Annotated in this window: 27 protein-coding genes; 7 read left to right on the forward strand and 20 right to left on the reverse strand. The window is 59.3% G+C overall.

Features of this window, described 5'->3' with window-relative positions:
- The first annotated feature begins 59 nt into the window (after nt 1-59).
- Nucleotides 60-3167: an efflux RND transporter permease subunit gene (locus tag MKFW12EY_RS19040; RefSeq protein WP_054762068.1), complete on the forward strand. Its 3108-nt coding sequence runs from the start codon at nt 60-62 to the stop codon at nt 3165-3167.
- Here MKFW12EY_RS19040 and MKFW12EY_RS19045 read toward each other — a convergent pair.
- The 5 genes from MKFW12EY_RS19045 to MKFW12EY_RS19065 all read right to left on the reverse strand — a co-directional run bounded on the left by MKFW12EY_RS19045 (nt 3160) and on the right by MKFW12EY_RS19065 (nt 8967).
- Nucleotides 3160-5814, reverse strand: a complete 2655-nt coding sequence (locus MKFW12EY_RS19045; protein WP_054762087.1) for a carbamoyltransferase HypF — start codon at nt 5812-5814, stop codon at nt 3160-3162. The genes MKFW12EY_RS19040 and MKFW12EY_RS19045 overlap by 8 nt on opposite strands.
- Nucleotides 5814-6851: a hydrogenase expression/formation protein HypE gene (gene hypE / locus MKFW12EY_RS19050; RefSeq protein ID WP_221053574.1), complete on the reverse strand. Its 1038-nt coding sequence runs from the start codon at nt 6849-6851 to the stop codon at nt 5814-5816. The genes MKFW12EY_RS19045 and hypE overlap by 1 nt, the downstream gene beginning before the upstream one ends.
- Nucleotides 6852-6916: 65 nt before the next feature.
- The gene (locus MKFW12EY_RS19055; RefSeq protein ID WP_054762071.1) at nt 6917-7144 is read right to left on the reverse strand and encodes a type II toxin-antitoxin system HicA family toxin; all 228 of its coding nucleotides are present in this window, start codon (nt 7142-7144) and stop codon (nt 6917-6919) included.
- 2 nt (nt 7145-7146) lie between these two features.
- Nucleotides 7147-7356, reverse strand: a complete 210-nt coding sequence (locus MKFW12EY_RS19060) for a type II toxin-antitoxin system HicB family antitoxin (protein WP_054762073.1) — start codon at nt 7354-7356, stop codon at nt 7147-7149.
- A 318-nt stretch (nt 7357-7674) separates the two neighbouring features.
- Nucleotides 7675-8967, reverse strand: coding sequence for an AAA family ATPase (locus MKFW12EY_RS19065; protein WP_054762075.1), 1293 nt, complete (start codon nt 8965-8967; stop codon nt 7675-7677).
- A 336-nt stretch (nt 8968-9303) separates the two neighbouring features.
- Between MKFW12EY_RS19065 and MKFW12EY_RS19070 the strand changes: the two genes are divergently transcribed.
- The 4 genes from MKFW12EY_RS19070 (at nt 9304) to MKFW12EY_RS19085 (ending at nt 10557) form a co-directional block, all read left to right on the forward strand.
- Nucleotides 9304-9537, forward strand: a complete 234-nt coding sequence (locus MKFW12EY_RS19070; protein WP_054762089.1) for an AbrB/MazE/SpoVT family DNA-binding domain-containing protein — start codon at nt 9304-9306, stop codon at nt 9535-9537.
- Nucleotides 9524-9940, forward strand: a complete 417-nt coding sequence (locus MKFW12EY_RS19075) for a PIN domain-containing protein (protein WP_054762077.1) — start codon at nt 9524-9526, stop codon at nt 9938-9940. Before MKFW12EY_RS19070 ends, MKFW12EY_RS19075 begins: the two co-directional genes overlap by 14 nt.
- An 87-nt stretch (nt 9941-10027) precedes the next feature.
- The gene (locus tag MKFW12EY_RS19080; protein WP_054762078.1) at nt 10028-10282 is read left to right on the forward strand and encodes a prevent-host-death protein; all 255 of its coding nucleotides are present in this window, start codon (nt 10028-10030) and stop codon (nt 10280-10282) included.
- Nucleotides 10282-10557, forward strand: a complete 276-nt coding sequence (locus tag MKFW12EY_RS19085) for a type II toxin-antitoxin system RelE/ParE family toxin (RefSeq protein ID WP_054762080.1) — start codon at nt 10282-10284, stop codon at nt 10555-10557. The genes MKFW12EY_RS19080 and MKFW12EY_RS19085 overlap by 1 nt, the downstream gene beginning before the upstream one ends.
- Nucleotides 10558-10723: 166 nt before the next feature.
- Here MKFW12EY_RS19085 and MKFW12EY_RS19090 read toward each other — a convergent pair whose 3' ends face one another.
- From MKFW12EY_RS19090 to MKFW12EY_RS19115, 6 genes are read right to left on the reverse strand one after another with little or no spacing between them, the layout of a single operon-like run.
- The gene (locus MKFW12EY_RS19090; RefSeq protein WP_054762081.1) at nt 10724-11584 is read right to left on the reverse strand and encodes a DUF6671 family protein; all 861 of its coding nucleotides are present in this window, start codon (nt 11582-11584) and stop codon (nt 10724-10726) included.
- Nucleotides 11585-11605: 21 nt separating this feature from the next.
- On the reverse strand, nt 11606-12241 hold the full coding sequence (locus MKFW12EY_RS19095; protein ID WP_054762092.1) for a YchE family NAAT transporter: 636 nt from the start codon (nt 12239-12241) through the stop codon (nt 11606-11608).
- Between the two features lie 25 nt (nt 12242-12266).
- Nucleotides 12267-13595, reverse strand: coding sequence for a sulfate adenylyltransferase subunit 1 (locus MKFW12EY_RS19100; protein WP_245006357.1), 1329 nt, complete (start codon nt 13593-13595; stop codon nt 12267-12269).
- Nucleotides 13595-14524, reverse strand: a complete 930-nt coding sequence (cysD, locus tag MKFW12EY_RS19105; protein WP_054763774.1) for a sulfate adenylyltransferase subunit CysD — start codon at nt 14522-14524, stop codon at nt 13595-13597. Before cysD ends, MKFW12EY_RS19100 begins: the two co-directional genes overlap by 1 nt.
- Nucleotide 14525: 1 nt before the next feature.
- Nucleotides 14526-17105, reverse strand: a complete 2580-nt coding sequence (locus MKFW12EY_RS19110) for a YbcC family protein (protein ID WP_221053575.1) — start codon at nt 17103-17105, stop codon at nt 14526-14528.
- Nucleotides 17102-18691, reverse strand: coding sequence for a proton-conducting transporter transmembrane domain-containing protein (locus MKFW12EY_RS19115; RefSeq protein WP_221053576.1), 1590 nt, complete (start codon nt 18689-18691; stop codon nt 17102-17104). Before MKFW12EY_RS19115 ends, MKFW12EY_RS19110 begins: the two co-directional genes overlap by 4 nt.
- A gap of 187 nt (nt 18692-18878) precedes the next feature.
- On the opposite strand from MKFW12EY_RS19115, the gene MKFW12EY_RS19120 reads away from it, so the two are divergent.
- Nucleotides 18879-19757, forward strand: coding sequence for a LysR family transcriptional regulator (locus tag MKFW12EY_RS19120; protein WP_054763402.1), 879 nt, complete (start codon nt 18879-18881; stop codon nt 19755-19757).
- A gap of 93 nt (nt 19758-19850) precedes the next feature.
- Here MKFW12EY_RS19120 and hypD read toward each other — a convergent pair whose 3' ends face one another.
- From hypD to MKFW12EY_RS19155, 7 genes are all read right to left on the reverse strand, one after another.
- Nucleotides 19851-20960, reverse strand: a complete 1110-nt coding sequence (gene hypD, locus MKFW12EY_RS19125) for a hydrogenase formation protein HypD (protein ID WP_054763401.1) — start codon at nt 20958-20960, stop codon at nt 19851-19853.
- Nucleotides 20957-21184 carry a HypC/HybG/HupF family hydrogenase formation chaperone gene (locus MKFW12EY_RS19130; RefSeq protein ID WP_054763404.1) on the reverse strand — a complete coding sequence of 76 codons (228 nt, stop codon included), beginning with the start codon at nt 21182-21184 and terminating at the stop codon, nt 20957-20959. The genes hypD and MKFW12EY_RS19130 overlap by 4 nt, the downstream gene beginning before the upstream one ends.
- Before the next feature lie 24 nt (nt 21185-21208).
- Nucleotides 21209-21520 carry a type II toxin-antitoxin system RelE/ParE family toxin gene (locus tag MKFW12EY_RS19135; RefSeq protein WP_172680363.1) on the reverse strand — a complete coding sequence of 104 codons (312 nt, stop codon included), beginning with the start codon at nt 21518-21520 and terminating at the stop codon, nt 21209-21211.
- The gene (locus MKFW12EY_RS19140) at nt 21517-21720 is read right to left on the reverse strand and encodes an addiction module protein (RefSeq protein WP_054763400.1); all 204 of its coding nucleotides are present in this window, start codon (nt 21718-21720) and stop codon (nt 21517-21519) included. Before MKFW12EY_RS19140 ends, MKFW12EY_RS19135 begins: the two co-directional genes overlap by 4 nt.
- A gap of 61 nt (nt 21721-21781) precedes the next feature.
- Nucleotides 21782-22630 (reverse strand): hydrogenase nickel incorporation protein HypB, encoded by an 849-nt coding sequence (hypB, locus tag MKFW12EY_RS19145; RefSeq protein WP_221053577.1) that lies wholly within the window; start codon nt 22628-22630, stop codon nt 21782-21784.
- Nucleotides 22630-22971: a hydrogenase maturation nickel metallochaperone HypA gene (gene hypA, locus MKFW12EY_RS19150; protein WP_054763399.1), complete on the reverse strand. Its 342-nt coding sequence runs from the start codon at nt 22969-22971 to the stop codon at nt 22630-22632. Before hypA ends, hypB begins: the two co-directional genes overlap by 1 nt.
- A 343-nt stretch (nt 22972-23314) precedes the next feature.
- The gene (locus MKFW12EY_RS19155) at nt 23315-23503 is read right to left on the reverse strand and encodes a hypothetical protein (RefSeq protein WP_054763397.1); all 189 of its coding nucleotides are present in this window, start codon (nt 23501-23503) and stop codon (nt 23315-23317) included.
- 264 nt (nt 23504-23767) lie between these two features.
- Here MKFW12EY_RS19155 and MKFW12EY_RS19160 point away from each other — a divergent pair, with 264 nt between their 5' ends.
- On the forward strand, nt 23768-24178 hold the full coding sequence (locus MKFW12EY_RS19160) for a hypothetical protein (protein WP_054763396.1): 411 nt from the start codon (nt 23768-23770) through the stop codon (nt 24176-24178).
- A gap of 60 nt (nt 24179-24238) precedes the next feature.
- Here the strand turns inward: MKFW12EY_RS19160 and MKFW12EY_RS19165 are convergent, their stop codons facing one another.
- Both MKFW12EY_RS19165 and MKFW12EY_RS19170 read right to left on the reverse strand, forming a co-directional pair.
- On the reverse strand, nt 24239-24568 hold the full coding sequence (locus MKFW12EY_RS19165) for a hypothetical protein (RefSeq protein WP_157199565.1): 330 nt from the start codon (nt 24566-24568) through the stop codon (nt 24239-24241).
- Between the two features lie 174 nt (nt 24569-24742).
- On the reverse strand, nt 24743-25546 hold the full coding sequence (locus MKFW12EY_RS19170; protein WP_221053578.1) for a general secretion pathway protein GspB: 804 nt from the start codon (nt 25544-25546) through the stop codon (nt 24743-24745).
- Between the last annotated feature and the right edge of the window lie 2 nt (nt 25547-25548).

Genomic DNA, 25548 nt, shown 5'->3' on the forward strand with positions numbered 1-25548 from the left:
TAGACCGCGGCGAGCCGAACAGGCACAATAACCGGCTTAGTCCAATCTTGCTATCCGCCATGCTCGCACTTCTGGTCCGCTTTTCGATTCGCTATTCCGGCATCGTCGTTACGCTGGCGCTGCTGCTGTTCGGTTACGGCAGCTACCGCTTCGCCAACGCCGGCCTGGATATTTTCCCGGAATTCGCCCCGAAACAGGTCATCATTCAAACCGAAGCGCCGGGCTTGGCCGCCGAACAAGTGGAAGTGCTGGTGACCCAGCAAATCGAAAACTCGATCAGCGGCTTGATCGGCCTGCAAACGCTGCGCTCGCAGTCGATTCAGGGACTATCCATCGTCACCGCCAACTTTTCGGAACGCAGCGACGTTTACCGTAACCGGCAATTGGTCAGCGAACGCCTGAACAGCCTGGGCCAGCGTTTGCCGGCCGGCGTCGGCACGCCGCTGGCGATACCGCTGTCGTCGTCGTCCGCTACCGTGTTGACGCTAGGCGTCAGCTCGGAAACCAAATCGCTGATGGATCTGCGCAGCCTGGTCGACTGGAGCCTGGTGCCGCGCCTGCTGGCGGTGCCCGGCGTGGCCGACGTCAACGTGTTCGGCGGCGATATCCAGCAGTTGCAAGTGCAACTGCAACCGGCCGCGCTGCAACGCTTCAATCTGGCGATCGAGGATGTGGTTGCCGCGGCGGCCGGCGCGGCCGAGATGAACGGTGCCGGCTTCATCGAAAACGCCAATCAGCGTTTTACCTTGCAGATCAGCGGCCAGCCGGCCAATCCCGAGCAATTCAAACAGTTGGTGGTCAAGCGCCAGGACGGCATGAACGTGACGCTGGCCGACGTTGCCGACATTCGCTACGGCGCGGAACCGCCGATCGGCGCGGCGCAGATCATGGGCAAACCGGGCATCGTGCTGATGGTGATCGGCCAGTACGGCGCCAATACCTTGTCGGTGTCGCGCCAAGTGGAATCGGTACTGGCAGGCTTTGAACCGATATTCCAACAACAGAATATCGGGTTTTACCCGCACCTGTTTCGGCCGGCGGATTATATCGAGACCTCGTTGCATAACCTGTCCGGCCATTTGCTGCTCGGCGGCCTGTTCGTGCTGGCCGTGCTCTACCTGTTTTTGTTCGACTTGCGCAGCGCGTTGATCGCCGCCACGGCGATTCCGCTGTCGTTGTTGAGCGCCGCAGTGGTGCTGCTGGAATGCGGCGTGAATCTCAACATCATGGTGTTGGGCGGTCTGGCGATTGCCTTGGGCGAAGTGGTCGACGACGCCATCATCGACACCGAGAACATCTTCCGCCGCCTGCGCGAAAACCGGGCGAAGCTGTTTCCGGACAGCACCGCGGAAGTGGTTTACCAGGCTTCGCTGGAAGTGCGCAGCTCCGTGGTTTACGCCAGCTTTATCGTCGCGCTGGTGTTCGTGCCGCTGCTGACGCTGGACGGCGTCAGCGGCCGGCTGTTCGCCCCGCTCGGCGCGTCCTACATTCTGGCGATTTTGATGTCGCTGCTGGTGGCGTTGACGCTGACGCCGGCGTTGTGCCACCTGCTGTTCAAAGCCAATTTGCCGGACGATAGCGATCCGCCGTTGTTGCGTTGGCTGAAACCGCTATACGCCAAACAATTGCTGTGGGCGATCCGCCATTTCAAAGCCGTGGCCTTGGCCGGCGCGGTCGCGTGCCTGATCGGCATCGCCGCCTTCCTGCAACTGAACCACAAATTTCTGCCGGAACTGCGCGAGGGCCACTTCATCGTCCATACCGCCAGCGTGCCCGGCACTTCGTTGCCGGAATCGATCCGGGTCGGCAGCCTGTTGACCGAACGGCTGACGGCAGTCGCCGGCGTGGAATCGGTGTCGCAATGGGCCGGCCGCGCCGAACGCGGCGCCGATACGTACGGCAGCCATTACAGCGAATACGAAGTGCGTTTGCATCCCCTTTCCGGCCCCGAGCAGCAACGCGTGTTGGACGAAATCCGCGCCATTCTGGACAGTTTTCCCGGTATCCATTACGAGGCCAACACCTTCCTGACCGAGCGGGTCGACGAAACCATTTCCGGCTACACCGCGCCGGTCGTGGTCAATATTTACGGCAACGATCTGGCGGAGCTGGACGCCAAGGCGCAACAACTGGCGGCGCTGATCGAAACCATGCCCGGCGCCGAAGATGTGCAATTGCGCTCGCCGCCGGCCACCAGCTTGCTGCAAGTGCAACTCGACCCGGAGCGGCTGAAATTCCGCGGCATCAGCCCGGCGCAAGTGATGGCGGCATTGCAAACCGCCTACGAGGGCCGCATCGTCGGCAAGAATCTGCAGGGCAACCGGATTTTCAACGTGGCGGTATCGCTACCGCCGGACTGGCGCAGCCGGCCGGATTCCTTGGCGCAACTACCGCTGAAGAACGCCGAGGGCCAGCGCGTGCTGCTGGGCGAAGTGGCCGAAGTCCGCCACGGCGAAGGCCGCTACAACATCCTGCACCAGGGCGCGCAACGGATTCAGACCGTGACCTGCAAAGTCGAAGGCCGCGACATGGACGCCTTCATGGCCGAACTTAAGCAACGGGTGCAAACCGAATTGAACTGGCGCGACGGCAGTTATCCCGAATTCATCGGCGCGGCGCTGGAACAAGCCAAGGCCCGCGAAACCTTGCTGGTCCACGCCTTGCTGGCCGACGCCGGCGTCTTGATTTTCGTGTTTATCGCATTCGGCAGCCTGCGCCATATGCTGTTGACCTTATTGAATCTGCCGTTTGCGCTGCTGGGCGGCGTCGCCGCGGTCGTGGCGACCGACGCCACGCTGTCGGTCGGCTCGTTCGTCGGCTTCGTCACCTTGTTCGGCATCACCGTACGCAACTGCATCATGCTGATTTCGCATTACCGGCATCTGATCGAATTCGAAGGCCAGGAATGGTGCACCGCGACGCTGATCCGCGGCGCCCAGGAACGGCTGCCGGCCATTCTGATGACGGCCTTGGTCACCGCATTGGCGATGCTGCCGATCGCAATCGGCAGCGATAATCCGGGTAGAGAAATCATGGGGCCGATGGCGGCCATCATTATCGGCGGCCTGGCATCGTCGACGGTACTGAACCTATTGCTGTTGCCGGCGATTTTGCAGCGCTACGGCCGTTTCAATGTCGAACTGGCCGGCAGCAACGCCGCTAACTGATACCGGCTGCCGCGGCGATCAGCGCTTGGCCCAAGGCCAGACCGCCGTCGTTGGCCGGATAACGTTGCGGCAGCAACACGGTTTTGCCGTGGCGGCGCAGGCCTTGGGCCACGCCTTCCAGCAGCAAGCGGTTTTGGAACACCCCGCCGCTCAACACCACGCGCTCGGCCCCGGTTTCCCGGCCCAGTTGCAACAAGGTTTCGATGCTGGCCGCGATCAGGCTGTGGTGGATACGGGCGGCGATCACGGCAGTGTCGGTGCCGTTGGCCAAATCGGTCAACACCGCCTGCCACAAACCGCGCCAAGTCAAGACCTGCTTTCCTTCCATTTCGCTCACCTGCCAAGCCTGCGGATAGGCGGTTTCGCCGGCAAACGCAGGCGCTGCCAAATTCTCCAGCGCAATCGCCGCCTGGCCTTCGTAATCGGCTCGCTCGGCGTGCAAATCCAGAGCGGCAGCGAAGGCGTCGAACCAGCGGCCTACCGAACTGCACGGCGGCGCGTTCAGATTTTTGGCGATCATCGTCTCCAGGGTGGTCAGCGGCTTGTTGGCTAGCCGTTTAAACAGCGGCAACTCACCGTATTCCGTCTGTAACGCTCCCCAATCGAAATACTGCCTGAGCTGGGCGTAGGCATTGCGCCAGGGTTCGCGCATCGCCTGGCTGCCGCCGGGCAAGGCAATCGGCTGGAAATGCGCCAAGCGGGTAAAGCCGCGGTAGTCGCCCAACAAAAACTCACCGCCCCACAGCTCGCCGTTCTCGCCCATGCCCAGTCCGTCGAAAATCGCCGCCAATACCGGCGGCGCGCCCAGCGCCACGCCGTGTTCGGCCAGACAGGCGGCCAAGTGGGCGTGGTGATGTTGCACGCTTAGGCAGGCTAAGCCTTCCGCCGCCGCCAAGCTTTGGCCGTATTGCGTGGATAGATAGCCGGGATGGCGGTCCACGGCGACTATTAAGCCGGGCCTATTGCTTAGCGGCGTTCCGTCCGCACCGTTCAGGGCATTAAGGCTGGGTTTGTCGCAGTCCGCGGTGGAGCGCCCTTCGATCGGCCCAAAGCGAGCGGTATGCGCGGGCCGGGTTAGTAACTCTAGCCGAAACCCGTGCAAGTCCCGGTACAACGCGATAGCGTGGCGGTAATCGGCTTGTACCGCGGCATTTTCCAAGTCGCCGACGTGCTGGCCGAACACGGCTTGGCCGTTTTTGAGTAGGCAAAAGCTGTTTTTCAACTCGCCCCCCATCGCCAACACATTGGCGGCCGGCTCGAAACCGGGCGGCAGCGGCAGAGCCTGCGGCGCATAACCTCGCGCCCGGCGCAGCAGGCGAATCTCGCCGTCCATCAGCCGCGCCACCGAATCGTCCAGCCGGTTGACGATGTCGCGCTGGTGCAGCAGAAAATAATCGGCGATGCCAAGCAGTTTTTGCAGGGCCTCGTCGTTATCGGTGCATTGCGGCTCGTCGCTAACGTTGCCGGAAGTCAGTACGATGGGGTTGTCCAATTCCGTCATCAGCAGCGTATGCAGCGGCGTATAAGGCAGCATGAAGCCGAGTTTATCGTCGCCCGGCGCGACCCCGGCGGCCAACGGTTCGCCGGCTGCACGCAGCAAGACGATGGGCGCGGCTTTGTCTTGCAAGGCCTGGGTCTCGGTGGGGGCAGCGACGGCGAAGCGGCTCAGCATGGCCAGGTCGCGGGCCATCAGCGCGAAAGGTTTGGCGTAGCGGCGTTTGCGTTGGCGCAACAGGTCTACCGCCTGTGCGTTGGTCGCGTCGCAGGCCAGATGAAAGCCGCCCAGACCTTTGATGGCGACGATGCGGCCTTGCCGAATCAGTTCTGCGGTTTGCCCAATAGTGTCGGCAGCGGCGGCCGCGGTTTCCAAGTCCCGCGCCGCTGCCGTTACGTGAAGCTCGCGGCTATTCGCCTCCCGCTTTGCAAAAGAGGGGTTGGGGGAGATTGTTCGAATAAATCCCGCTCCATCCCCTTTATGTCCTTCGGGTAGTTTTTCCAAAGGGGAAAATAAGCTCGATTGCTTGGCGGATGCGTTCCGCTGCGTTTCAAGGCGACGTGTGGAAACGATATCGCCTTGCGCATCCGCCAACCACAACCTCGGCCCGCAAACCGGACAGCAATTGGCCTGGGCATGAAAGCGGCGGTCCGCTGGATCGTCGTATTCGCGTTGGCAATCCGGGCACATCGCGAACGCCGCCATGCTGGTGTTGGCGCGGTCGTAAGGTACGGCGCGAACGATGGACAGGCGCGGCCCGCAGTGGGTGCAGTTGGCGAAGGGGTAACGGTAGCGGCGGTTGTTGGGGTCGGCGATTTCGGCCAGACAATCCGGGCAAGTGGCGGCGTCGGCGGCGATGGGGGTGGCGATACCGTCTCGCCGGCTGGCGACGATGCGGAACTCGGCATGATCGGCTTCGGCCAATTCTGCGCATTCCAACGCATCCAACTTAGCCAGCGGCGGCAGTTCGCGCGGAATCTGGGCGACAAAAGCCTGCAAAGCCTCAGCGTTGCCGAAGGCATGAATCATCACGCCTTCGCCGTCGTTCCATACCTCGCCGGTCAAACCGAAGCGGCGGGCCAGATGCCAAATCGTCGGCCGAAAGCCGACGCCCTGCACCACGCCGCGGGCGCGGATCGCCAGCCCCGGCATCAGCAGATGCGCGGCAACTGCTCGCCGACCGGCCAATCGACGATGCGCCGGCCACCGAAAGCGGTAATCATTTGCACGAAATGATGCGGGTCGGCCACGACTTGGCCAATGATGGCGGCGTCGCGGCCCAAGGGGTGGTTGCGCATCGCCGCCAGCAAAGTCTCGGCGGCTGCGGCGTCGCAGATGCACACCAGCTTGCCTTCGTTGGCGACATACAGCGGATCGAGGCCGAGGATTTCGCAAGCCGCCTTGACCTCGGCCTTGACCGGAATCGCCGCCTCGTCGATCACGATACCGACCCCGGACTGGCCGGCCAGTTCGTTCAACACCGCCGCCAAGCCGCCGCGGGTCGGATCGCGCAAGCAGCGGATAGATTGCGGTGCCGCGGCCACCATATCGGCAACCATGCCGTGCAAGGCGGCCGAGTCGGAGATTATGCTGGTCTCGAATTGCAAATTCTCGCGGCTGGCCATAATCGCCACGCCGTGGTCGCCGATGCTGCCGCTGAGCAAAATTGCGCAACCGGCTGCGGCGCGGTCGCCGGAAATCTCGACGCCGTCCGGGACGATGCCGACGCCGGTGGTGGTGATGAACACCCCGTCACCCTTGCCGCGCTCCACCACCTTGGTGTCGCCGGTCACAATCGGCACGCCGGCTTTATTCGCCGCCGCGGCCATACTGACGACGATGCGCTCCAGGTCGGCCAATGGCAGGCCTTCTTCCAAAATAAAAGCCGCTGCCAGATATAGCGGCCTGGCACCGGACATCGCCACATCGTTCAAGGTGCCGTGCACCGCCAGCGAACCGATGTCGCCGCCCGGAAAAAACAGCGGCGAAATCACATGGCCGTCGGTACTGATCGCCAGACGCCCGGCTGGCACGTTGAACAAGGCCTGGTCGTTGCGCCGATTCAGCAAGTCGTTGTCGAAATGCTTAATAAACAACCGGTCGATCAACTGCGCCATCGCCCGGCCGCCACCGCCGTGGGTGAGATCGACTTGGCCGGAGTTGAGGTTTAGAGAGTGGCGGTAAGACATGGGGTTAAAAAGCCGATTATCGGAAAGAATTCAGGAAATGGCTGCAACCACATCGAAAACATCACTTAGGCTTGCAGCTTAAGTAACTCTTCAATACTCAAGCCAATATCTTTAGCGATCTGCCGAAGCAAAATCGGCGAAATATCACGCCCTGCATGAAACGGCACCGTCGTACATCTGCCATCGGGATGGCGAAATTGTTTATGCGAACCTCGTTGCCGAGCCTCGGTGAATCCCAATAGTTCAAGCAAAACGACAACTTCGCGAGGTTTAAGAACAGGTATGTTTCCCATGTTTAAGCGACGACTACATTTTGAGTGCCGATAAATTCGGCTTCCAGTATCGGCTCGCCATCTTCAAGCAACATTTCAATCACTTCCCGAAGATTTTTATTCAGTTCATCCAACGACTCCGCTTGGCTATGCGCGCCTGCAAATCCAGGAATGAAGCCTACGTATAATCCGGTATCGTGGCATTTTTCTATGATTGCTGTGTAGGTTTTCATATTGGTCAAACCCCTTTGAATATTGGCTAAAAATCGAAACTGATTTTATTTTTAAACTTAGTAATGGAATTTCTTCATAAACTGCCCAGAAAAAAAATTCACATGCATTACTCTTTGAAAAACTCTGATAGCTCAAGGCCGAACTTCACAGAACACCTCTTTATTTGTTGCTAAGTGCCCACCTATGATGACACGACAATTTGAGCCACAAAAATATATGCGATGCATACCCTACTTCGCTTTTTCATAAAACTCATCATGCCCGCGATTACGCTTCGCTAATCGCGGCTACGCGGGCTGGCAATATCCAGTTGAGATTTATTGCTCGACTTCTGATGTCGTTTTAATTTTTGGTTTTTCTTTTGAGACCGCGATAGTACTGAGTGTCTTATTGGCGAGTTCTCTGATTTGTTCAGTGAATCCAGGAACTAACTTTATTGCTTGTTTCACTGTGTCGGAGGAAGCAAGCTCATGCCACGGGCTGCCATGAGTTTGTGTTTCTACTAGACGAAGAGGTATTTCATCAAGGCGAGTCAGCGCAGATGCAAGGAGACGTTCCTCCATGTCATTGTCAAACCTAGACGCCTCTCTCCTGAAACCCTCATATGCCCGAGCGATTGATGCTTTGTAAGCATAATCCTCAGCTAGCCTGAATCGCTGACCAATTTGCTTGGTTGCCAGCCACGCAAACCATACAGGCGCACCTATTGAAATTAATGACAACAACAAATTAAGAGCTATTACCTCACTAGATGCATTTGGTGACTCAATTAAGCTTGAAAGCGAATGAAGCTGCTTTGATCCAAAGAAGCTACCTAAACCAAGCGCAAAAATTAAACCTGTGGTCCAAATCCAGGTGGTTTTATTTAAGGCGTTTGATCGTTCGTTAAAAGCAGCAGCAAGGCCTACGCTGGTTGCTGCAGCGTAGGCAGTTTCGCAGCGTTCAAGTACGGCTTTCGCGTCATCAGAGCACTGACTCAATGATTTTTCGGCCCCTTCAATATTTTGCCGGATGTCGGTAATTCTTCCATGTTCAGTAGTTGAATCTTGAACCAATTCTTTAATTGCTTGCCGGGCTTCTTGCAATGACTCTAAATCCGTAGGAAGTTGTTCGGCTGCGTTGTAAGCTTGCTCGATCCTCTCCACCATTGATTTAAGTGAGGCTGTACGAGGTTCAAGTCCGTTTAACCTAGCTTCCAAGCTACGAAGCTGATTCGATAGTTTTTTTAATTTAATGATCGCATCTGCGTGGCCATCTGGATTTAATACAGGTGCCAGAGCTTTACGAAGTCCATTTAGCGTAAAAATATAAGCAGGAACACCTTGAGCGGCATTACCCCAGATATTCGGTATTGTGTTCTGACTTAGAAAAAGTAGGCGACGCCCGTAATCGCTAATATATTGCTCATGGCTACCTAGATCATCTGCCGATTGAGTATCCAGAATATCGATAATTGACTGCGCTTCGTCAATTAATTCATCTCGAGTTAGTCCGGGAAAAGTCCAATTTCCATGGGCAGGCCCAAATGGTTCATTGTTTGGGATTGTTGTGCGTATTTGAGTAACGATGGTTTCTAAATGCTGTTTAATTACTATCAGTGATTGATGCATTGAGTTCTCCGTGCAAAATGTACTTATCTTCCAAGCGTGTAATTATTAAAAACTTATAGGACATCGGATGTGCTGAGCGAAAGCGCATCGCTCGCGGACGAGATCATCGCGAACGATGCGCCTCACGTTGTTCGGCACATCCTACAATTTGGCCAATCTTTGCATAAAGCCCTTGTCTGCCAAGTATTATCTGTCTCCGAACAAGATAAGCGAATGCGTTTTAAGGTGCTTTACGCGAATAATACTCCCCATGTTATTCGCCACATCCAAAAATAAGCTCATTTGTTGCCAAATGATATACAATTCAAAAAAGTATATTTTATCGAGAACTCTAACATGCAAGTCGCCAAATGGGGTAATAGTTTAGCGGTTCGTCTGCCGGCCGCCGTGGTCGAAGCCTTGCAACTGAAGGAAGGCGACGATGTCGAGATTCAGATTGCCGGCGCACGGCTGTTCGAAATCGAAAAAAAAGCCAGTAATCTGGAACTGCTGGGCAGGTTACGCAAATTCCGTGGCCGCATGCCAGCGGATTTCAAGTTCGATCGCTTGGAAGCGAATGAAGACCGCTAAAGCATTTTTCGACAGCAACGTGCTGCTGTATTTGCTGTCAGCCGACGATACCAAGGCAAACCGAGCCGAAGCCTTGCTTGCCGACGGCGGCGCGATCAGCGTGCAAGTGTTGAACGAGTTTACCTCGGTCGCTACGCGCAAATTCAAAATGTCATATGCCGAAGTCCGAGAAGCCTTAGAAGTCGTCAAAGCGATCTGTCAAATCGATCCGCTTAGCGTCGATATCCACGAACGCGGCCTGGACATCGCCGAACGTTACGGTTTTTCCTGGTACGACAGCCTGATCGTCGCTGCGGCGTTGGTGGCCCAATGCGAGTGCTTGTATTCGGAAGACCTGCAGCACGGCCAAGTCGTCGACAATCAATTGCGCATCGTCAATCCGTTTATCGACCTCACCGTTTAGGCTCCATGGTTGGATACGAAACACCGCTTGCTTAATCACACTATTAAGCACACCATTGACATCCTAAATTAACTGCCGGGAATAACCATGTCGCACATTAGCGCCAACGATTTAAAAACCAAAGGTATCGCTGCTATCGAGGCGGCGCTGGCCGAGGCACCGGAAGCAGTGGTGTCGGTGCGCGGCAAGGAGCGTTTTGTGGTGATGGACATCGCCCATTACCACTATTTGCGCGAATGCGAACTGGATGCAGCGCTGGCGCAAACCCGCGCGGATTTGGCGGCCGGCCGCTTCACGCAGGAGTCGCCGGAAGCGCATTTGGCGCGGCTGGACAAACTGTAATGGCGTATACCTTGGTTTTTACCGAGCAATACGATAAAAAAGCCGCACGCTTTATCAAACGCCATCCGGCACTACGGCAACCGTATTTAAAGACCTTGCAGTTACTGGAAGCCAATCCGTTTCACCCGTCGCTCCGTTTGCATCCGCTGCAAGGCAAGTTGGCTGGGCTCCATTCGGTTTCCATCAATTTGTCTTACCGCATTACCCTGGAATTATTGATCGAAGACGGTCGCATCATTCCAATCAATATTGGCGATCACGACGCGGTTTATTAAGCGGCTGTTAGTCTGCCGACGGTCAAGGCCTTGCAACTGAAGGAAGAGGCATGATCTGCGTACTACTGCTTACCTCTGTAGTTAACCATCCAACGTGAATTACGCATCGTCAACCCGTTTTGCGATCTGCCCGGCTAACGATTTCTAGCCCTCTTAGCCCAAGGCCTCAAGGATTACAGTAATTGCAATGTCCGGCCGAGGCGAATTGCCGTTCGCGCACGACCGACATTTGATGGCCGCAGCGCGGGCAGCGATGGATATCGGCTTTGACTTCCGCCGTCGCTTGCCCGCAATCCTCGCAAGGCAGACCGCGCACGACGCCGGACGCGGCAAAACCGGGTGCGGCGCAGGCAGGACAGCGCGACAGCAGCTTTTCGGCCAAGGCTTCGGCGGCGCGGCGGATATTCTGCATTCGGGTCGGATTGGCGAAGGCGCGCATATCGGTTTCGATAAAAGCCTGGCGCTCGGGCGAAGACGCTAGCGCCCAGTCCAGCGCTTGTTCTAGCTGGTCCCAAGCCGATATGCCCTTGCGAAACTCGGGGTGGTCTTGATGACCCGGCCGCACAATCAGGTAGTGTTCCGGAAAGCCGGCGGCCAGCGCGAAAAGCTCGGCTTGCTCCCAATTGCTTACGGTTTGGTGGGCAAAATTGGTGGCACCCGACGCGGTGGCGACCACTTCTATCCCCAGGCGGTCGTCGATCCACACCAGCAATTCCAGATTGTGCGGCAACATGAACGTGACCGGGTCCGGTCCGAAAGCGCCCTCGCTGGCCAGGCCAATGGGTAGGCCAGCAAGCTCCATACCGATTCGGGCCTTGCTGCGCGCCGCCTCGAGCTGGCTGCCGGCACGGGCGATATCGCGGGTGAATGTCCCTAGCCGGTCGGTATCGTAGCCGTCGACATGCTCGATTTGGCACGCTAACCGGCTATTCAGCACGTCGGCCAACGGCGTTTGTTTGCCGTGCTGGGTCAACAGGGCTACGCGCTGTCCGCAATAATCGCTTTCGATAGCATTCGATAGCGGCATGACGGCTCTCCAGATTCCCAATCAAACACCGGCCAACAGCGGAAACAGCTCCGTCATCCCGCCGGCGATGAATTCAACGGCGATGGAGCTGAGCAACAGTCCCATAACCCGCGTCACCAGGTTCATGCCGGTTTGGCCCATGATGGCGACGATACGCGGCGCCAGCAACAGAAACAGCAACACGATACTGCTGACGGCGACTATCACTCCGCTGAACAGCAAATAATGATTCAACGACAAATCGCGGTGGGCGTAAACGATGGTCGTGCTGATCGCGCCCGGCCCCGCCAGCAACGGGATGGCCAGCGGCACCACCGCCACCGAAGCCTTGTCCTGCGACTCGGCGTCTTCTTCCGGGGTATGCCGCGAGCGGTCGTCGCTGGCCCGTAGCATCGACATCCCCATCAGCAATAGCAACAGGCCGCCGGCCACGCGAAATGCCGGCAGGCCGATACCGAAAAAACCCAGAATCGGCTCTCCGGCCAGCAATGCGGTCAACAGCACCAGCGTCACCGCAAAGGCGGCGGTGATAGCCGTCTGCCGACGTTCGGCCGGCGTTTTGCGCTGGGTCAACGACAGATAAACCGGCATCGCGGTGATCGGATTCACCACCGATATCAAGCCGGCAAACAGTTGGAAGAATTCGTGCCAATTCATTAGGTTTTCCTGGCTGATTCGGGGTTCATTCGACAATCACGCCGGCCGCTACGGTATGCAACGACACCGGATCGATCACGATAAAGCTGCCGGTGGTGCGATTGCTGCCGTAGGCATCGGCGAGCACCGGTTGATGCAGTTTTAATCGGGCGCGGACGATGTCGTTCATCTGTGCCGTATCCGGCGCCGCCTGCTGCGCTAAGCTATTGACGTCGACCCGGTAGCTCAGCTCTTCGAACAAGGCATTGACGCTGCGGGTCGCGTGCTTGATCAGATACTTACGCCGCATGTCCAGCGGCTGCTCGGATAGCCAGCAGATATCCGCGGTCAAGCTCTTGGCGATGCGCGGCAATTGCTGCGGATCGCACAACATATCGCCGCGGGAAATATCGATCTCGCGGTCCAGCGCCACCACCACGGAGCGGTCGGCGCCGGCTTCGGCCAAGTCGCGCTCGGCCACGCTCAAGCGCGCGACCCGAGCCCGCTGTCCGTTCGGCATCACCGCCACTTCGTCGCCCAGCCGCAGCCGGCCGGAGGCCAGCATACCTTGGTAGCCGCGAAACTCCGTTGCGGTTTCGCCGTCGGCGCCGTTGCCCAGCATGACCCGCACTACCCGCTGCACCGGCAGCCGCAACGGGGCGTCCGCGGCATCGCGTCTGGCCGGGCTGGATTGCAGATGTTCGAGCAAACAGGGGCCGCTGTACCAGGGGATGGCCTCGGCGCGGGTGGCGACATTGGTCCCGTTCAACGCCGACAGCGGAATCGCCTGCACATGATGCCGACCCAAGCGGCCGACGAAAGTGTTGAAGTCGTCGACGATGGCTTGGTACACAGTCGGCTGCCAATCGACCAGGTCCATCTTATTCACTGCCAGCACCAGCTCGCGGATACCGAGTAAATGTGCCAGATAGGCGTGGCGACGGGTTTGGGTAACGACGCCCTTGCGGGCATCGACCAGCAGAATCGCCAGATCGGCGCCGGAGGCGGCGGTCACCATGTTGCGGGTGTATTGCTCGTGGCCGGGGGCGTCGCCGATGATGAATTTGCGCCGCGCCGTGGCGAAGTAGCGGTAGGCCACGTCGATGGTGATGCCTTGCTCGCGCTCGGCGATCAGGCCGTCGGTCAGCAGCGACCAATCGATGGCCGCCAGCCCGCGCTTTTGCGATGTGGCCCGGATCGAAGCCAGTTGGTCGGCGGCGACGTTGCCGGTGTCGTGCAGCAGGCGGCCGATCAGCGTGCTTTTGCCGTCGTCGACGCTGCCGGCGGTAATGAAACGGAGCAGGCCGGTCGGGCGAGCCGTCGATTCCGCTCCATGATCGAAGCTGTCGGCGCTTGAATTTAGCATTGCGTTCATCAGAAATACCCCTCTTTTTTGCGTTGTTCCATGGCCGCCTCCGAGGCGCGGTCGTCCAGGCGCGTGGCGCCGCGCTCTGTCAGCAGGCATTGCGCAGTTTCGGCGATGATGTCGGCGACGTTGCTCGCCGTCGATGCCACCGGTGCGGTACAGGAAATGTCGCCGACCGTGCGGAAGCGGCAACTGACCGTTTCCACGGTATCGCCGGGATTGGCCGGCGTTAGATGCGTCACCGGCACCAGAATGTCGCCGCGGCGCACCACCTGTCGCGGGTGGGCGAAGTACAGTTCCGGCAATTCGATGTCCTCGCGCTGGATGTATTGCCAGACGTCGAGCTCGGTCCAGTTCGAAATCGGAAACACGCGCAGATGGTCGCCCAGCGCGACGCGGGTGTTGTACAGAGACCATAGCTCGGGCCGCTGATTTTTCGGCTCCCACTGGCCGAATTCGTCGCGCACGCTGACGATGCGCTCCTTGGCCCGCGCTTTTTCCTCGTCGCGACGAGCGCCGCCGAAACAGGCGTCGAAGCCGAATTCGGCAATCGCTTCCATCAAGGTCACCGCTTGGTGGGCGTTGCGCGATTCCAACGCATGCCGCAAGCGTACCGAGCCTTTGCGAATCGAATCTTCGACGCTGCGCACGTGCAACCGGCAGCCGTAGCGCTCGGCCATGCGGTCGCGGTAGGCAATCACCTCGGCGTAATTGTGGCCGGTGTCGATATGCAGCAGCGCACAGCCGATGCGTTCCGGATAAAACGCTTTGTAGGCCAGATGCAGCAGTACGGCCGAATCCTTGCCGCCGGAGAACAGCAACACCGGATGGCGGCATTCCGCCGCTACTTCGCGCAGGATGAACAGCGCCTCGGCTTCCAGCAAATCCAAATGATCGGCGGCGGCCGGATCGAGCCGCTCGCAGGTTGATACATTCATCTCAAAACTCCTCGCGGTCTATAGAAACCGGCTGCCAATAATGCGGACCGGCATAGCGATAGCAGCAGCCCTGATTGGGATCGATGCGCAACAGATGCAACCAACGGTTTTCCACCAACTGCCGCACCCCGGCTTGGTGCTCCAGAACCTGCTCGATCATCGCCGCCGGCGCTTCGATAAACACGCTCAAACGCAGCGGCTCGTGCCGCAGGTTCCGCCCGTCGTGCAGCGACTGCCAGGGCAGGCCGGTACGCAGGTCGCCGCCGTTGCCCTCCAGGATGCCCAGGGTGCCGACCACATTGTGCAAGACCTTGTTGCCGCTACCGAAACGCCGGTTGTCGACGCTGGAGGCGTAATACTGCAAGTTAATCCAACTGGCGACGACCATAGGTGCCGTCATGATCAGGTTCAGAATTGCGCCGTCGCCATCCTGGCGATAGTCGTAGTTGTGCAAGAACGCCCGGCCGTCGAATCGGGCGCTAAGGCTACGTTGCCGCGGTGCGGCGACGAACGCGGCATTACCCGCCAAACCCCATTCCGGCCGGACCTGGGCCCAATCGCGGCTGCGTTGCGCCATAGCCTTTAGCAAGCCGGCGGCATTGCCCACGGCCAGGCCCAACCCCGGCGCCCGTTCCCGCCGCGCCAACTGCGAGGCGTGCTCCAGCCAGTCTTGCAGTTGGGCCAGATCGGCGCTGAAGAAATGCGGCACTTGCTCCAGATCGAACAAGCTGACCGTATCGGTGGCGGTATCGTGCAGGCCGGCGATGAACCAGGTTTCTTTGGGGATAAGCAGCCCTTGGCCGGCCAGACCGGCCCGCACCTCGCGATCGTTGAGCACGGCGGCAGCGACGCGGGCGGTGGCTTCGCCGCTATGGCCGCCACAGGCGCCGCAATCCAGGCCGGCGGCATACGGGTTGTTGACGGTGCTGCTGCCGTGGCCGCAAAGCAATACCAAGCGGGCGAAGCGGTCGGTCAGGCTCATGCCCTGCAGTGCCTTGCGGGCCAGTTCGATGCGTTCGCCGAGGGCGATGCCGGTTTCCACCACCGCGCCTTTGGCGATCAAACGGCCGCGCTGGCGGGTGATGACCGGACCGATCCGGCCCAACACGGCTCGGTCCAGCCCGGCACTGCCCGGTTTGGCTACCGTTCGGGTCAAGCCCAGGCTGTCGCTGAGCAACTTGCCGGCAAAGCTCAAACCGGAAATCTCGACGTAGGAAAAACAGGACACCGCCGAATGTTTGAAGCCTTTCCATAGCCGCTGCAACCGTTTGTGCAGCCAGCGTTTTTCCAGAATTTTGCGCAAATCGCCGACGTCGGCATCGGCGACGCTTTCGCGGATCCGGTATTTAGGCTGCAACAGCACCGGGCACTGCGCTTGGCCGCGATGATGGCCAAGGCCGATATATTCGATCGGAAAACCGAAAAAGCCGGCAAATCCCAGCGTTTCGATCTCTCCGGACACGGCCTCCAACGCCCGCCGATACACTTCGGAGCGAACATCGATACAAAACACCGCCTGTAACGCTTTACCGGCCGCTGGCTCTACAGCGGCAACCGCCGGCGACGCAGCCAATTGCCGCAGCAACCCGCGCTGCGTCGCCAGTTCATAAGCCGTCTGCAACACATGGCGAATCTCGGTCGCGCGGCCGGCCTCGGCCGCCGCCTGCGCCTGAGTTTGCCAAATATGCTGCCAGGCCTCTATGTCCGCCGGCCCGGCAACGCCGACGAGCAAGGCGTGCTCGTAAGCCAGGCGTATCGCCAACAATTCGAGCATTGCCGCACCGGCTTGCTCCGGCTGGCCGTGCCAGTTTTTCTGGCGCAGCCAGGCACTCCAGCCCGCTATCGTCAGCAATTGCCGATAGCAAAAATCCGCCCAGCGTTCGGCCGGGATGCCGATAGCGGCGACAATCTGCGCGACGGCCTCGAAAGGTTTGTCCGGCAGGCCGGCGACATAGCGGCGGAAGCCGGAAATACCGGCCAGTTCCGGCGTGCGGTCGAAAGCCGCGGCCCGGCGCCAAGCCGCATACAACGGCCGGTCGCGCCACGGCATGCGCCAGGAGGCTTGCCCCTCGTCGAAATAGGCGGCACACCATTTCGAGATTTCGTCGGTGACGAAGGCGGCCCAGCGGCTGCCGTACGCCGCGTCCAAATGATCGGCCAGCGTCGGCCAACGCGGCGGTTCCGGGTCTGCCGGAGCCGGCCGCGCGTCGTGCAACTCGGCCAGACACTGTTCCAAGGCCATGCCGCTGCCGGTCAGTGCCAGCGCCTGTCCGATATCGGCGGTCCGTATCCGGCCGCGCCGGTATTGTTCGGCGTAGAACCGGGTCGGCATCAGCATGTCGCCGGCACCGGACTCGGCGGCCAATGTGCAGGCATCGGCAAACGCGCGTTCGCTCAACCCCAGAAACGGATTGACCGCGACGAAATGCTGTAGCGGCCACAGCGGTGCAATCCGGCTGCAGGCACTCTGAATCGCTGCGGTTAGCTCGGCCGCCGGCAAGCCATAATTCGGGGCAGAGCGGCCGCTAACCGCGGCGGCCGAGTCGGTTGTAACTTTCAATGGCGATAAGGCTGAGTTCATTGCGGCATTCCTCCCGGTTGGCGATGGTCGAAGCGGTGCGATTTGGGCCAACAGCGATCGAGCACACGGTTGGCTATCGTGCTGATGTAAAAACCGTTGTAGAGATGAACGTAGGCCGCTTGCCAGATCCTGGGTGCGGCCGGACCGGGATACTGAATCTGCAACATCAAGATCGCGAAAAACCCGGCCAGTACCACGCTGAGCAACAGGCCGTCGAACAGGCTGTCGACCGGCATCGGCCCGGCCACTTCGCCGCGCAGCAGCCCCAGAAAGCCGGCTTGCAGCGCGAAATACAGCAGGCTGGTGCCGGCGGCGATCGATACGGCTCTGAGGATTTGGCCGGGGCCGGCGTGATGGGCCAAAGCGTTCCAAAGCAGGTAGGTCAAAGCCATTTGCAAAATGGCGCCCAACAGGACGATACCGGGCTCTTCGGCCGGGTGCAGCCCGAACAGGCCGGCAGCGCCCGCGGTTAAGGCCAAGGCCGCCAGAAACGCCAACAGCAGTTCGCCGGGATGGCGGTTGTCGCGCAGCGGCGGCGCCCAAGCGGCGCGGGCGATGTCGACCACACTGCCGCTGGAGAGAAAGGCGTGCGCTTTATAAAGGGCGTGGGCCACGATATGCAGCAGCGCCGAGGAAAAGGCGCCCAAACCGCATTGCAGCATCATGAAACCCATCTGGCCGACGGTGGAAAACGCCAGCGACTTTTTGACACTGGTTTGGGTCAGCATCGCCAGCGATCCGAACAAGGCGGTGAAAGTGCCGATCACGGCCAGCATATGCAGCGCGGCGGGGGCTTGCACCAGGATGTGGCTCATCCGAATCACCAGAAAGCCGCCGGCGTTGATGATGCCGGCGTGCATCAACGCCGAAACCGGGGTCGGCGTTTCCATCACTTCCGGCAACCAGCTATGAAACGGAAATTGTGCGGATTTCATGACTGCACCCACGATCAGCGCAAAGCTGGCGGCAGTCACGGTCGCACCATGCTCGGCAGCCGTTTCGGCGGTAAACAAGGCACCGAACTCCAAGGTACCGAAGGCGCGATACAGGCAGACGCCGGCCAATATCAAGGCAATGTCGCCCAACCGGCTGACCAGGAACTTTTTGCGGGCGGCGATCCGGGCGCCCGGCCGTTCCGGATAAAACAGCAATAACCGGTGCAGGCACAGGCTGGTCACGATCCAGGCCAGCACGAAAACGGCGAAATGTCCGGCAATCACCAGTATCGAAACCGCGGCGACCGTCCAGCACAGCCATTGCAAGAAGCGGCGCTGGTCCGGATCGCCGTCCAGATAATTGCCGGAATAACGGATGACGACGGCGCCGATAAAGGCAACCAAAGTCAGCATTACCGCCGACAGGCGGTCGATGTAGAGCGGGACGCCGACCACGCTTCCCTCGAATTTGCCGAGCGCAAATATGCCGACCGCGCAAATCGCAGCGCTGACGAAGGCAGCGGCGGCAAGCGCGGCGCAAACCGCTGCGCTGGTGCGCGCCTTTGCCAAAACCCAGGCCGTAGCGGCCAACCCGGCGCAAATCAGTTGGGCCGGGGCGGCGAGCGCGGTGTATGCCAACCAAGCGCTCATAGCCGGCCTCCTGCCGTAACGGCACGGCGGTGAGCTGGGTGTTGCCGATTGGCGTTATTGCTATCGCGGCTGGTGCTACACATGACGATCTCCTTGGCAGTGGTCGGTGAGATGCCATGCTAGCAATCGGCCATTAATTCATCCAATATATGTACTTAATAGAAACGTTCTGTTTTGTTAATGAAAAATGGCCAGTCTGAATTATCACCACCTGCGTTATTTCTGGATGATCGCCAACGAAAGCAACCTGACCCGCGCGGCCGAGCGGCTGCACGTGTCGCAGTCGGCGCTGAGTATCCAATTGCGCCAACTCGAAGAGTCGCTAGGGCAAAAATTGTTCGAGCGCGAAGGCAAGCGCCTGCAACTGACCGAAGCCGGGCGGATAGCGCTGGATTACGCCAACGCTATTTTTCGCACCGGCGACGAGTTGATCAGTTTGATGCACGGCCGCTCGGCCGGCGAACGCCAACTGTTACGGATCGGTGCGGTTTCGACCTTGTCGCGCAACTTCCAACTGGAATTGGTGCGCTCCTGGGTGCAGCGCAGCGACGTCGAGTTAGTGCTGCACTCCGGCAGCTTGCGCGAATTGCTGCTGCAAATGCACGCGCATACCCTGGATCTGGTGTTGTCCAACCGGCCGGCACCGCGCGACGCCCAAGCCAATTGGCATTGCCATCTGTTGGACGAGCAGCCGGTCAGCCTGGTCGGCAAACCCGATGGTGCCGCCGCGCCGTTTCGGTTTCCGCAGGATTTGAACGCCAGACCGCTGTTGTTGCCCAGCATCGAGAGCGAAATTCGCGGCGCTTTCGATTTCATGCTGGAGCAAGCCGGCGTGCGGCCCATCGTGGTGGCGGAAGTGGACGACATGGCGATGTTGCGCTTGTTGGCGCGCGAATCGGACCATTTGGCCCTGGTGCCGCCGGTGGTCGTGCTGGATGAATTGCGCCAGGGCCTGTTGGTGGAGCATTACCGCATCGCCGACCTTCGCGAACGCTTTTACGCGATCACGCCCAGCCGGCGCTTTCCGAATGCTTTGCTGAAAGAGTTGTTGACCAAGGCAAGCTGATAACCGCGCGGCTAGCGAGCTTACCCCCGCACCGCCAGCAAGGCCCGAGCCGCGAATTGACGCCGAGTCGCTACGCTGGGGAGTTGGAGTAACTTAACCGGCCCTCACCCGGCCATAACTCCAATACGCCGCGCAAGCGCCTTCCGACGACACCATGCACGAACCCATCGGATTTTCCGGGGTGCAGACTGTGCCCAGCAGTTTGCAATCCTGCGGTTTTTTGGCGCCGCGCAGGATGGCCGGACACTCGCAGCCCTTGACGTCGCTGGCTTTGATGGCCGGCATCGCGAAGCGGTGTTCGGCGTCGAATTGGGCGTATTGCGGTTTGATGCGCAACGCGCTGTTGGGGATCAGTCCCAGGCCGCGCCATTCGAATTCCGGGCGCAATTCGAATACCTCGGCGACCAGCGCCTGGGCTTTGCCATTGCCGTCGCGGGTCACAGCGCGGCTGTATTCGTTTTCCACTTCATGGCGGCCGGCGTTGAGTTGGCGAATCAGCATCAAGGCCGACTGCATCACGTCCAACGGCTCGAAACCGGCGATGACGATGGGCTTGCCGTAATGTTCGGCGAACGTTTCGTAAGGCCGGCTGCCGATCACGCTGCTGACGTGGGACGGACCGAGAAAGGCGTCGATCTGCACCGGTTCCGGCGCGTTCAAGATTGCCTGCATCGCTGCCGGCGTCAGCACGTGATTGCAGAACACGCTGAAATTTTTCAAGCCTTCGGCTGCAGCCTGTTTGATCGCTACCGCGGTCGGCGGCGTCGTGGTCTCGAAACCGATCGCGAAAAACACCACCTGCCGCTCCGGATTGGCGCGGGCGACGTTTAGCGCATCTTGCGTGGAATAAACCATGCGGATGTCGCCGCCGGCGGCTTTGGCTTTGATCAGGCTTTGGCGTTCACTAGCCGGGACCCGCATCAAATCGGCATAAGTACATAAAATCACCTCGTGCTCGCGCACCAGTTGAATCGCATTGTCGATGCGTCCGGTCGGCAATACGCAAACCGGGCAGCCGGGGCCGTGGATAAACTCGACATTGCTCGGCATTAAATCCTGCACGCCGTAACGGAAAATGGCGTGGGTATGGCCGCCGCAAAATTCCATCAGCCGGTAATGCCGATTCGGATCGACCGTTTGCGCAATCGCCCCGGCCAGTTGCTTGGCGACGTCGCGCTGGCGGAATTCGTCGATATATTTCATGAAGCGGTCAAACCGGCTTCGGCGAACAAAGCCAGAGTTTTCAGCGCTTCGTCCTCGTCGATCTTGTTCAGCGCGTAACCGACGTGGACCAGCACATAATCACCGACTTTCACGTCGTCAACCAACGCTAGCGACACTTCGACTTTGACACCGTCCACCGACACGGTGGCCGTGTCGCCGGCGGGGGCGATTTCAATGATTTGGGCGGGGAGGGCTAGGCACATCGGCAAAATCTCTTGATGGCAAAATCAAAGCGTTGGGCGATTTAATCGGCTCGAAATCCAAGTCGGATTACGCCGCAAATCGAGCACCGCGACGACGATAATCGCCGAGTCGGTAATGTCGTAATAAATCGCGGAAGGAAAACGCTTAGCCAGCATGCGGAATAAACCGAATTGCTTTTCATGTATGCCGGCGTATAAGTGCAGGGATTCAATGTCGGCAATCAAACTGTCGAAAAAATAATCGCCTACTCCCGGTTGGCTGGCCTCGTAAAACTGTTTGCTGGTCTGTAAATCGGCGGCCACTTCTTCTAAGAACAGCAATTCTTTAAAACTCATCGATTACTGTCTTTCAACTGCTGCAATGTCAACAATTTAGCTTGATGCGATGCGAGCCGCTCCATTCTGCCGTTAAGCACCCCTTGGTGCCATTGCGGCGAGGCGATCGGCTCCGGCTCTCGGCAAAGACTGTCCCAGATTTCCTCCATCAACAACATGCGTTCGCTGACGGGGAGCGATTTAATTTCGGTTATGGTCATGGCGATACTCCTATTTGCTTGAAGTCACTATACCGTATCTTTCAAGAATGAAATGCGGCCATCAAGCATACCCAATCCCCTGCAAGTCCAACTCCGCCCGCAGCCATTTCAACCAGTTGTCCATGCCCTCGCCGGTTTTGGCCGACAACTGCAACACCCGAATTTTGGGATTGACCTGCTTGGCATAGCGGATGCACTGTTCGACGTCGAAATCCAGATACGGCAACAAATCGGTTTTGTTCAGGATCATCAAATCGGCGGCATGGAACATGTCCGGGTATTTGATCGGTTTATCCTCGCCCTCCGTGACCGACAGAATCACCACTTTATGCGCCTCGCCCAAATCGAAGGCCGACGGGCAGACCAGATTACCGACGTTTTCGATAAACAACAGACTTTTCTCCGGCAAATTAAGGCTTTCCAGCGCGTGGCCGACTCGATGCGCGTCCAGGTGGCAGCCCTTGCCGGTATTGATCTGCACTGCCGGCACACCGGTAGCGCGGATGCGGTCGGCATCGCGGGCGGTTTGCTGGTCGCCTTCGATCACGGCGATGTTCAGCTCGTCTTTCAATCGCAGAATGGTTTCGGTCAACAGCATGGTCTTGCCGGAGCCGGGGCTGGACACCAGATTCAACGCCAGCATGCCGCGCTCGCCGAAATAGCGCCGATTGTCGTCGGCGTAACGGTTATTCGCGGACAAAATATCCTGCTCGATCTGTACCATCCGCGCCGGCGTCAGGCCCGGTGCATGCGCATGTTCCGGGCCGAGAGCATGTTCGTGGTGATGGTGATGCTGGCTATGGCTGTGCGCATGCGCGTGCCGATGTTCGTGTGCGTGGCCATGTTGAGGATCGTGTTCGTGTTCATGCGAGTGGTTCAGGCCCTCGCCGCAGCCGCAGACGCCGCACATTACTCTACCTCCAGTTCTTTGATTCGCATTTGGTCGCCGCCGACGATTTGCAGTTGATGGCTGCCGCAGTTGGGGCAAACGTCGTACAACTGGCTGACGGCGACATTTTTCCCGCACGGCAGACACCAGGCCACGCCGGGCGCGGCAATAATTTCCAGCCCGGCGCCATCGGCCAGCGAACCGCGCATAACCGCGTCGAAGCAAAACCGCATCGCTTCCGGTTCGACGCCGGCCAAAGCGCCGATTTCCAACCACACCGTTTTCACCCGGCCGAAGCCCTGAGTTTGCGCTTCCCGTTCGATGATGTGCAATACGCCTTCGCATAACGACATTTCGTGCATAGTCTTTCAATCCACCCTATCTCGGAGCCGTTTCAAGCCTTCGATGGTACGCGGTGCGTACCCTACCTTTCATTCACTACCAGCCGATAAGGTACACAGGGATCGATAGCCTGTATCCACCATTCCGCCTGCCGGCGTAAATTGTGCGGGTCGTTTGCCGTTAACGCGCTCAAACCCTGAGCCAATACGCAGCCGGGCGGGCAATTCCATTCGGTCGGTGCGATAACTCGATAATCGACCACTTTGCCGGCCGCAAATTCGACCCGGTGGATCAATAAGCCATGCTATTTTATTCGGCGAGCCAGACCAGTAAATCCGCTTCCCTGGCTATCTGGCGCCAAGTTTACAAATTTTCGCCGAAAACGGCTTGGTCCAGCAAAGCGACGATTTCGGAGCGAATGCCCGGCAACAGTTTACGATCCTCGGTAAACAACGCGGACCGATGCGGCCTATCCAGCCGGACCAATAACGCCGGCCAGTCCAGCAAAATTCGCCAGGCATATTCGCACTGGCTTTCCATCGCAACCAGCATCCGCCAGTCGGCGTACCCCGAATTCCGTTTCGCCGTCCCACGCCGCCCGGCAGGCTGAAAACGATGCGCGGCCAGCAGGTCTTGCTGGGCACGAATATGGACTCCTCCCGTTTTGCAAGCGGAACACTTCTGTTAGTAAGGGGCGCGACTGCACAGGTATAAGCTACAAACTCGGCAATCGTTAATACGATTTGCCGCAAAACCAACAAAACCAATTGCCACGCCGCCGGCGGACAAATCGGCCAAACACGACAGGAAACATTCATGTGCAAACGCCTATTGATACTGAACATCGTCGTCTTAATCGGCAGCCAAACGGTATGGGCCGACTGGGACCCGGAATTGGAAGCCAAAGCAGCCGCCGAGCGTGCCGCCGCGCAACGTGCCGAGCAGGCCAGGCAACAACAAGCGCAACACATGCTGGACGCGGCCAAGGCCAAAGCGGAGCGGGAAGTCATGAACGGCAAACGCAAAGCGCTGGGCGCGGCGGTGCAGGAAAAATCGGACGCAGAAGTCGACCGGCTTTACCAAGCCCGGACCCGGCAAAACCAGCAAGAAGCCGAACGATTATCGGCGGAAGCCCGCGCGGCATTGAGCAGCGGCCAAGGCGCCGCGGCGGTGAAGCAAGTCACCGGCAAAACCTTGCAGGAGCTGGAGAAAAAATACGGCCAGTAAAGCGCTGACCCTCAACCGGCGCTGCCGATGCCGCGGCGCCGGAGCCTTAGAGCTCGACAGCTAATCGCCGTCGATTTCCTGTTCCAATAAGGTCCGCAGGCCGGCCGGCATTTCCAGGGTTGCCATGTCCCAACCTTCCAGCTCCAGCACGTCCTTCAAACACGCCTCCATGATCCGGTGCGCCTGCTCGCTGGCTTCGGCGATGCGGGCGTGCACCTGGGTTTGAATTTCGCTCCGGCTGCGGTCGGCGCAATTGGCCTGATAATCGAACAGGCGGCGCAGGCTGTCGATCTGCACGCCGACCTGGGACGGGCAGGAACATAGGTACAAGATGGATTGCACGTTGATGCGTTGCAATTGCGCGGTGCTGAATTGGGTTTCCAGTTTCATGCGGAGGGCTCTGTTATCGGTATTGTTATAGTTATCTAGGCGCCACTCCTGGCTAGGTTCCGCCGGCCCGTTCCGTCGCCGCTCGGCCGGCAATAGGCTATCAAGGCCACCGCCGCTTAGCAACCTCCGGCCCGCCGGACCCGTTCGGACATAGTACCGCCGGCCCGGCCGCAATCACTGGCGTTTGATTTTAAACTGCTGGCCGTCGTAACTGACGACGATGCCGTCTTCCAGGATCTGCTTCAGTTCCAAGCGGTCCTTGATCATTTGGCCGGGTACGTATTTGACCATATCGATCATGACGAAGCGCTCGGCCGGAATCGGCGAATAACTGAAGACGTTGATCGGCAGACTGGGCAGAGACTGACGCAGTTCTGCCGGCAATTGTTCCAGCGTCGGCAAACCGCTCTTCGCCGCCAGCGCAACGGGGCCAGGCGCTGCCGCGCCAGCCTCATTGGCGATTGCCGCCCGCATCGGCGGCCGGCCGGCCGGTTCCGCTGCCGGCAACGGCTTGGCGGCACTCGCCGGTTCGGCCTGCGCCAGCGTTTTGGCCGGTGCCGGCGGAACCGGCGCCGGTTTGGCCGGCTCGATTGACGGCTTCTTGAGCTCGGCGGACTTAACCGCGGCCGCCGGGGTTGCGGCGCGCGTTTGCTCCGGCTTGGCCTTGGGCGAAGCTTTCGCCGGCAGCGGCGGCCGTTCGCCAGGCAGCGCCGGGTTCGATTCTGCGAGCGGCAAGGCCGGCAACTGTTGCGCCGCGGCCTGCGGCGGCGGCGCATTGCCATTGGCGGCCATCCTCGGCGCCACACCCAGGAAGTAAGCCAGAATTGCCGCGTTTACCGCCAACAATGCCGCGATGATTTTGGCGGTAGCGTGCGGCGGCGGCGCGTGTTGCAGCACAATTCGGCTGGCGACCGTATCCGGTTGGCAAGATTGGCGTTCCCGCTCCGATTTACGTAATGCGTTCAGGATATAAGACATGT

Source organism: Methylomonas koyamae (assembly GCF_019669905.1).
GTDB lineage: Bacteria > Pseudomonadota > Gammaproteobacteria > Methylococcales > Methylomonadaceae > Methylomonas > Methylomonas koyamae.

Bases quoted from the DNA above. Each gene is read 5' to 3' on its own strand.
- MKFW12EY_RS19040 (WP_054762068.1), top strand. From the start codon at position 60: ATGCTCGCACTTCTGGTCCGCTTTTCGATTCGCTATTCCGGCATCGTC.
- MKFW12EY_RS19045 (WP_054762087.1), bottom strand. From the start codon at position 5,814: ATGCCGGGGCTGGCGATCCGCGCCCGCGGCGTGGTGCAGGGCGTCGGC.
- hypE (WP_221053574.1), bottom strand. From the start codon at position 6,851: ATGTCTTACCGCCACTCTCTAAACCTCAACTCCGGCCAAGTCGATCTC.
- MKFW12EY_RS19055 (WP_054762071.1), bottom strand. From the start codon at position 7,144: ATGGGAAACATACCTGTTCTTAAACCTCGCGAAGTTGTCGTTTTGCTT.
- MKFW12EY_RS19060 (WP_054762073.1), bottom strand. From the start codon at position 7,356: ATGAAAACCTACACAGCAATCATAGAAAAATGCCACGATACCGGATTA.
- MKFW12EY_RS19065 (WP_054762075.1), bottom strand. From the start codon at position 8,967: ATGCATCAATCACTGATAGTAATTAAACAGCATTTAGAAACCATCGTT.
- MKFW12EY_RS19070 (WP_054762089.1), top strand. From the start codon at position 9,304: ATGCAAGTCGCCAAATGGGGTAATAGTTTAGCGGTTCGTCTGCCGGCC.
- MKFW12EY_RS19075 (WP_054762077.1), top strand. From the start codon at position 9,524: ATGAAGACCGCTAAAGCATTTTTCGACAGCAACGTGCTGCTGTATTTG.
- MKFW12EY_RS19080 (WP_054762078.1), top strand. From the start codon at position 10,028: ATGTCGCACATTAGCGCCAACGATTTAAAAACCAAAGGTATCGCTGCT.
- MKFW12EY_RS19085 (WP_054762080.1), top strand. From the start codon at position 10,282: ATGGCGTATACCTTGGTTTTTACCGAGCAATACGATAAAAAAGCCGCA.
- MKFW12EY_RS19090 (WP_054762081.1), bottom strand. From the start codon at position 11,584: ATGCCGCTATCGAATGCTATCGAAAGCGATTATTGCGGACAGCGCGTA.
- MKFW12EY_RS19095 (WP_054762092.1), bottom strand. From the start codon at position 12,241: ATGAATTGGCACGAATTCTTCCAACTGTTTGCCGGCTTGATATCGGTG.
- MKFW12EY_RS19100 (WP_245006357.1), bottom strand. From the start codon at position 13,595: ATGAACGCAATGCTAAATTCAAGCGCCGACAGCTTCGATCATGGAGCG.
- cysD (WP_054763774.1), bottom strand. From the start codon at position 14,524: ATGAATGTATCAACCTGCGAGCGGCTCGATCCGGCCGCCGCCGATCAT.
- MKFW12EY_RS19110 (WP_221053575.1), bottom strand. From the start codon at position 17,105: ATGAACTCAGCCTTATCGCCATTGAAAGTTACAACCGACTCGGCCGCC.
- MKFW12EY_RS19115 (WP_221053576.1), bottom strand. From the start codon at position 18,691: ATGAGCGCTTGGTTGGCATACACCGCGCTCGCCGCCCCGGCCCAACTG.
- MKFW12EY_RS19120 (WP_054763402.1), top strand. From the start codon at position 18,879: ATGGCCAGTCTGAATTATCACCACCTGCGTTATTTCTGGATGATCGCC.
- hypD (WP_054763401.1), bottom strand. From the start codon at position 20,960: ATGAAATATATCGACGAATTCCGCCAGCGCGACGTCGCCAAGCAACTG.
- MKFW12EY_RS19130 (WP_054763404.1), bottom strand. From the start codon at position 21,184: ATGTGCCTAGCCCTCCCCGCCCAAATCATTGAAATCGCCCCCGCCGGC.
- MKFW12EY_RS19135 (WP_172680363.1), bottom strand. From the start codon at position 21,520: ATGAGTTTTAAAGAATTGCTGTTCTTAGAAGAAGTGGCCGCCGATTTA.
- MKFW12EY_RS19140 (WP_054763400.1), bottom strand. From the start codon at position 21,720: ATGACCATAACCGAAATTAAATCGCTCCCCGTCAGCGAACGCATGTTG.
- hypB (WP_221053577.1), bottom strand. From the start codon at position 22,630: ATGTGCGGCGTCTGCGGCTGCGGCGAGGGCCTGAACCACTCGCATGAA.
- hypA (WP_054763399.1), bottom strand. From the start codon at position 22,971: ATGCACGAAATGTCGTTATGCGAAGGCGTATTGCACATCATCGAACGG.
- MKFW12EY_RS19155 (WP_054763397.1), bottom strand. From the start codon at position 23,503: ATGCTGGTTGCGATGGAAAGCCAGTGCGAATATGCCTGGCGAATTTTG.
- MKFW12EY_RS19160 (WP_054763396.1), top strand. From the start codon at position 23,768: ATGTGCAAACGCCTATTGATACTGAACATCGTCGTCTTAATCGGCAGC.
- MKFW12EY_RS19165 (WP_157199565.1), bottom strand. From the start codon at position 24,568: ATGAAACTGGAAACCCAATTCAGCACCGCGCAATTGCAACGCATCAAC.
- MKFW12EY_RS19170 (WP_221053578.1), bottom strand. From the start codon at position 25,546: ATGTCTTATATCCTGAACGCATTACGTAAATCGGAGCGGGAACGCCAA.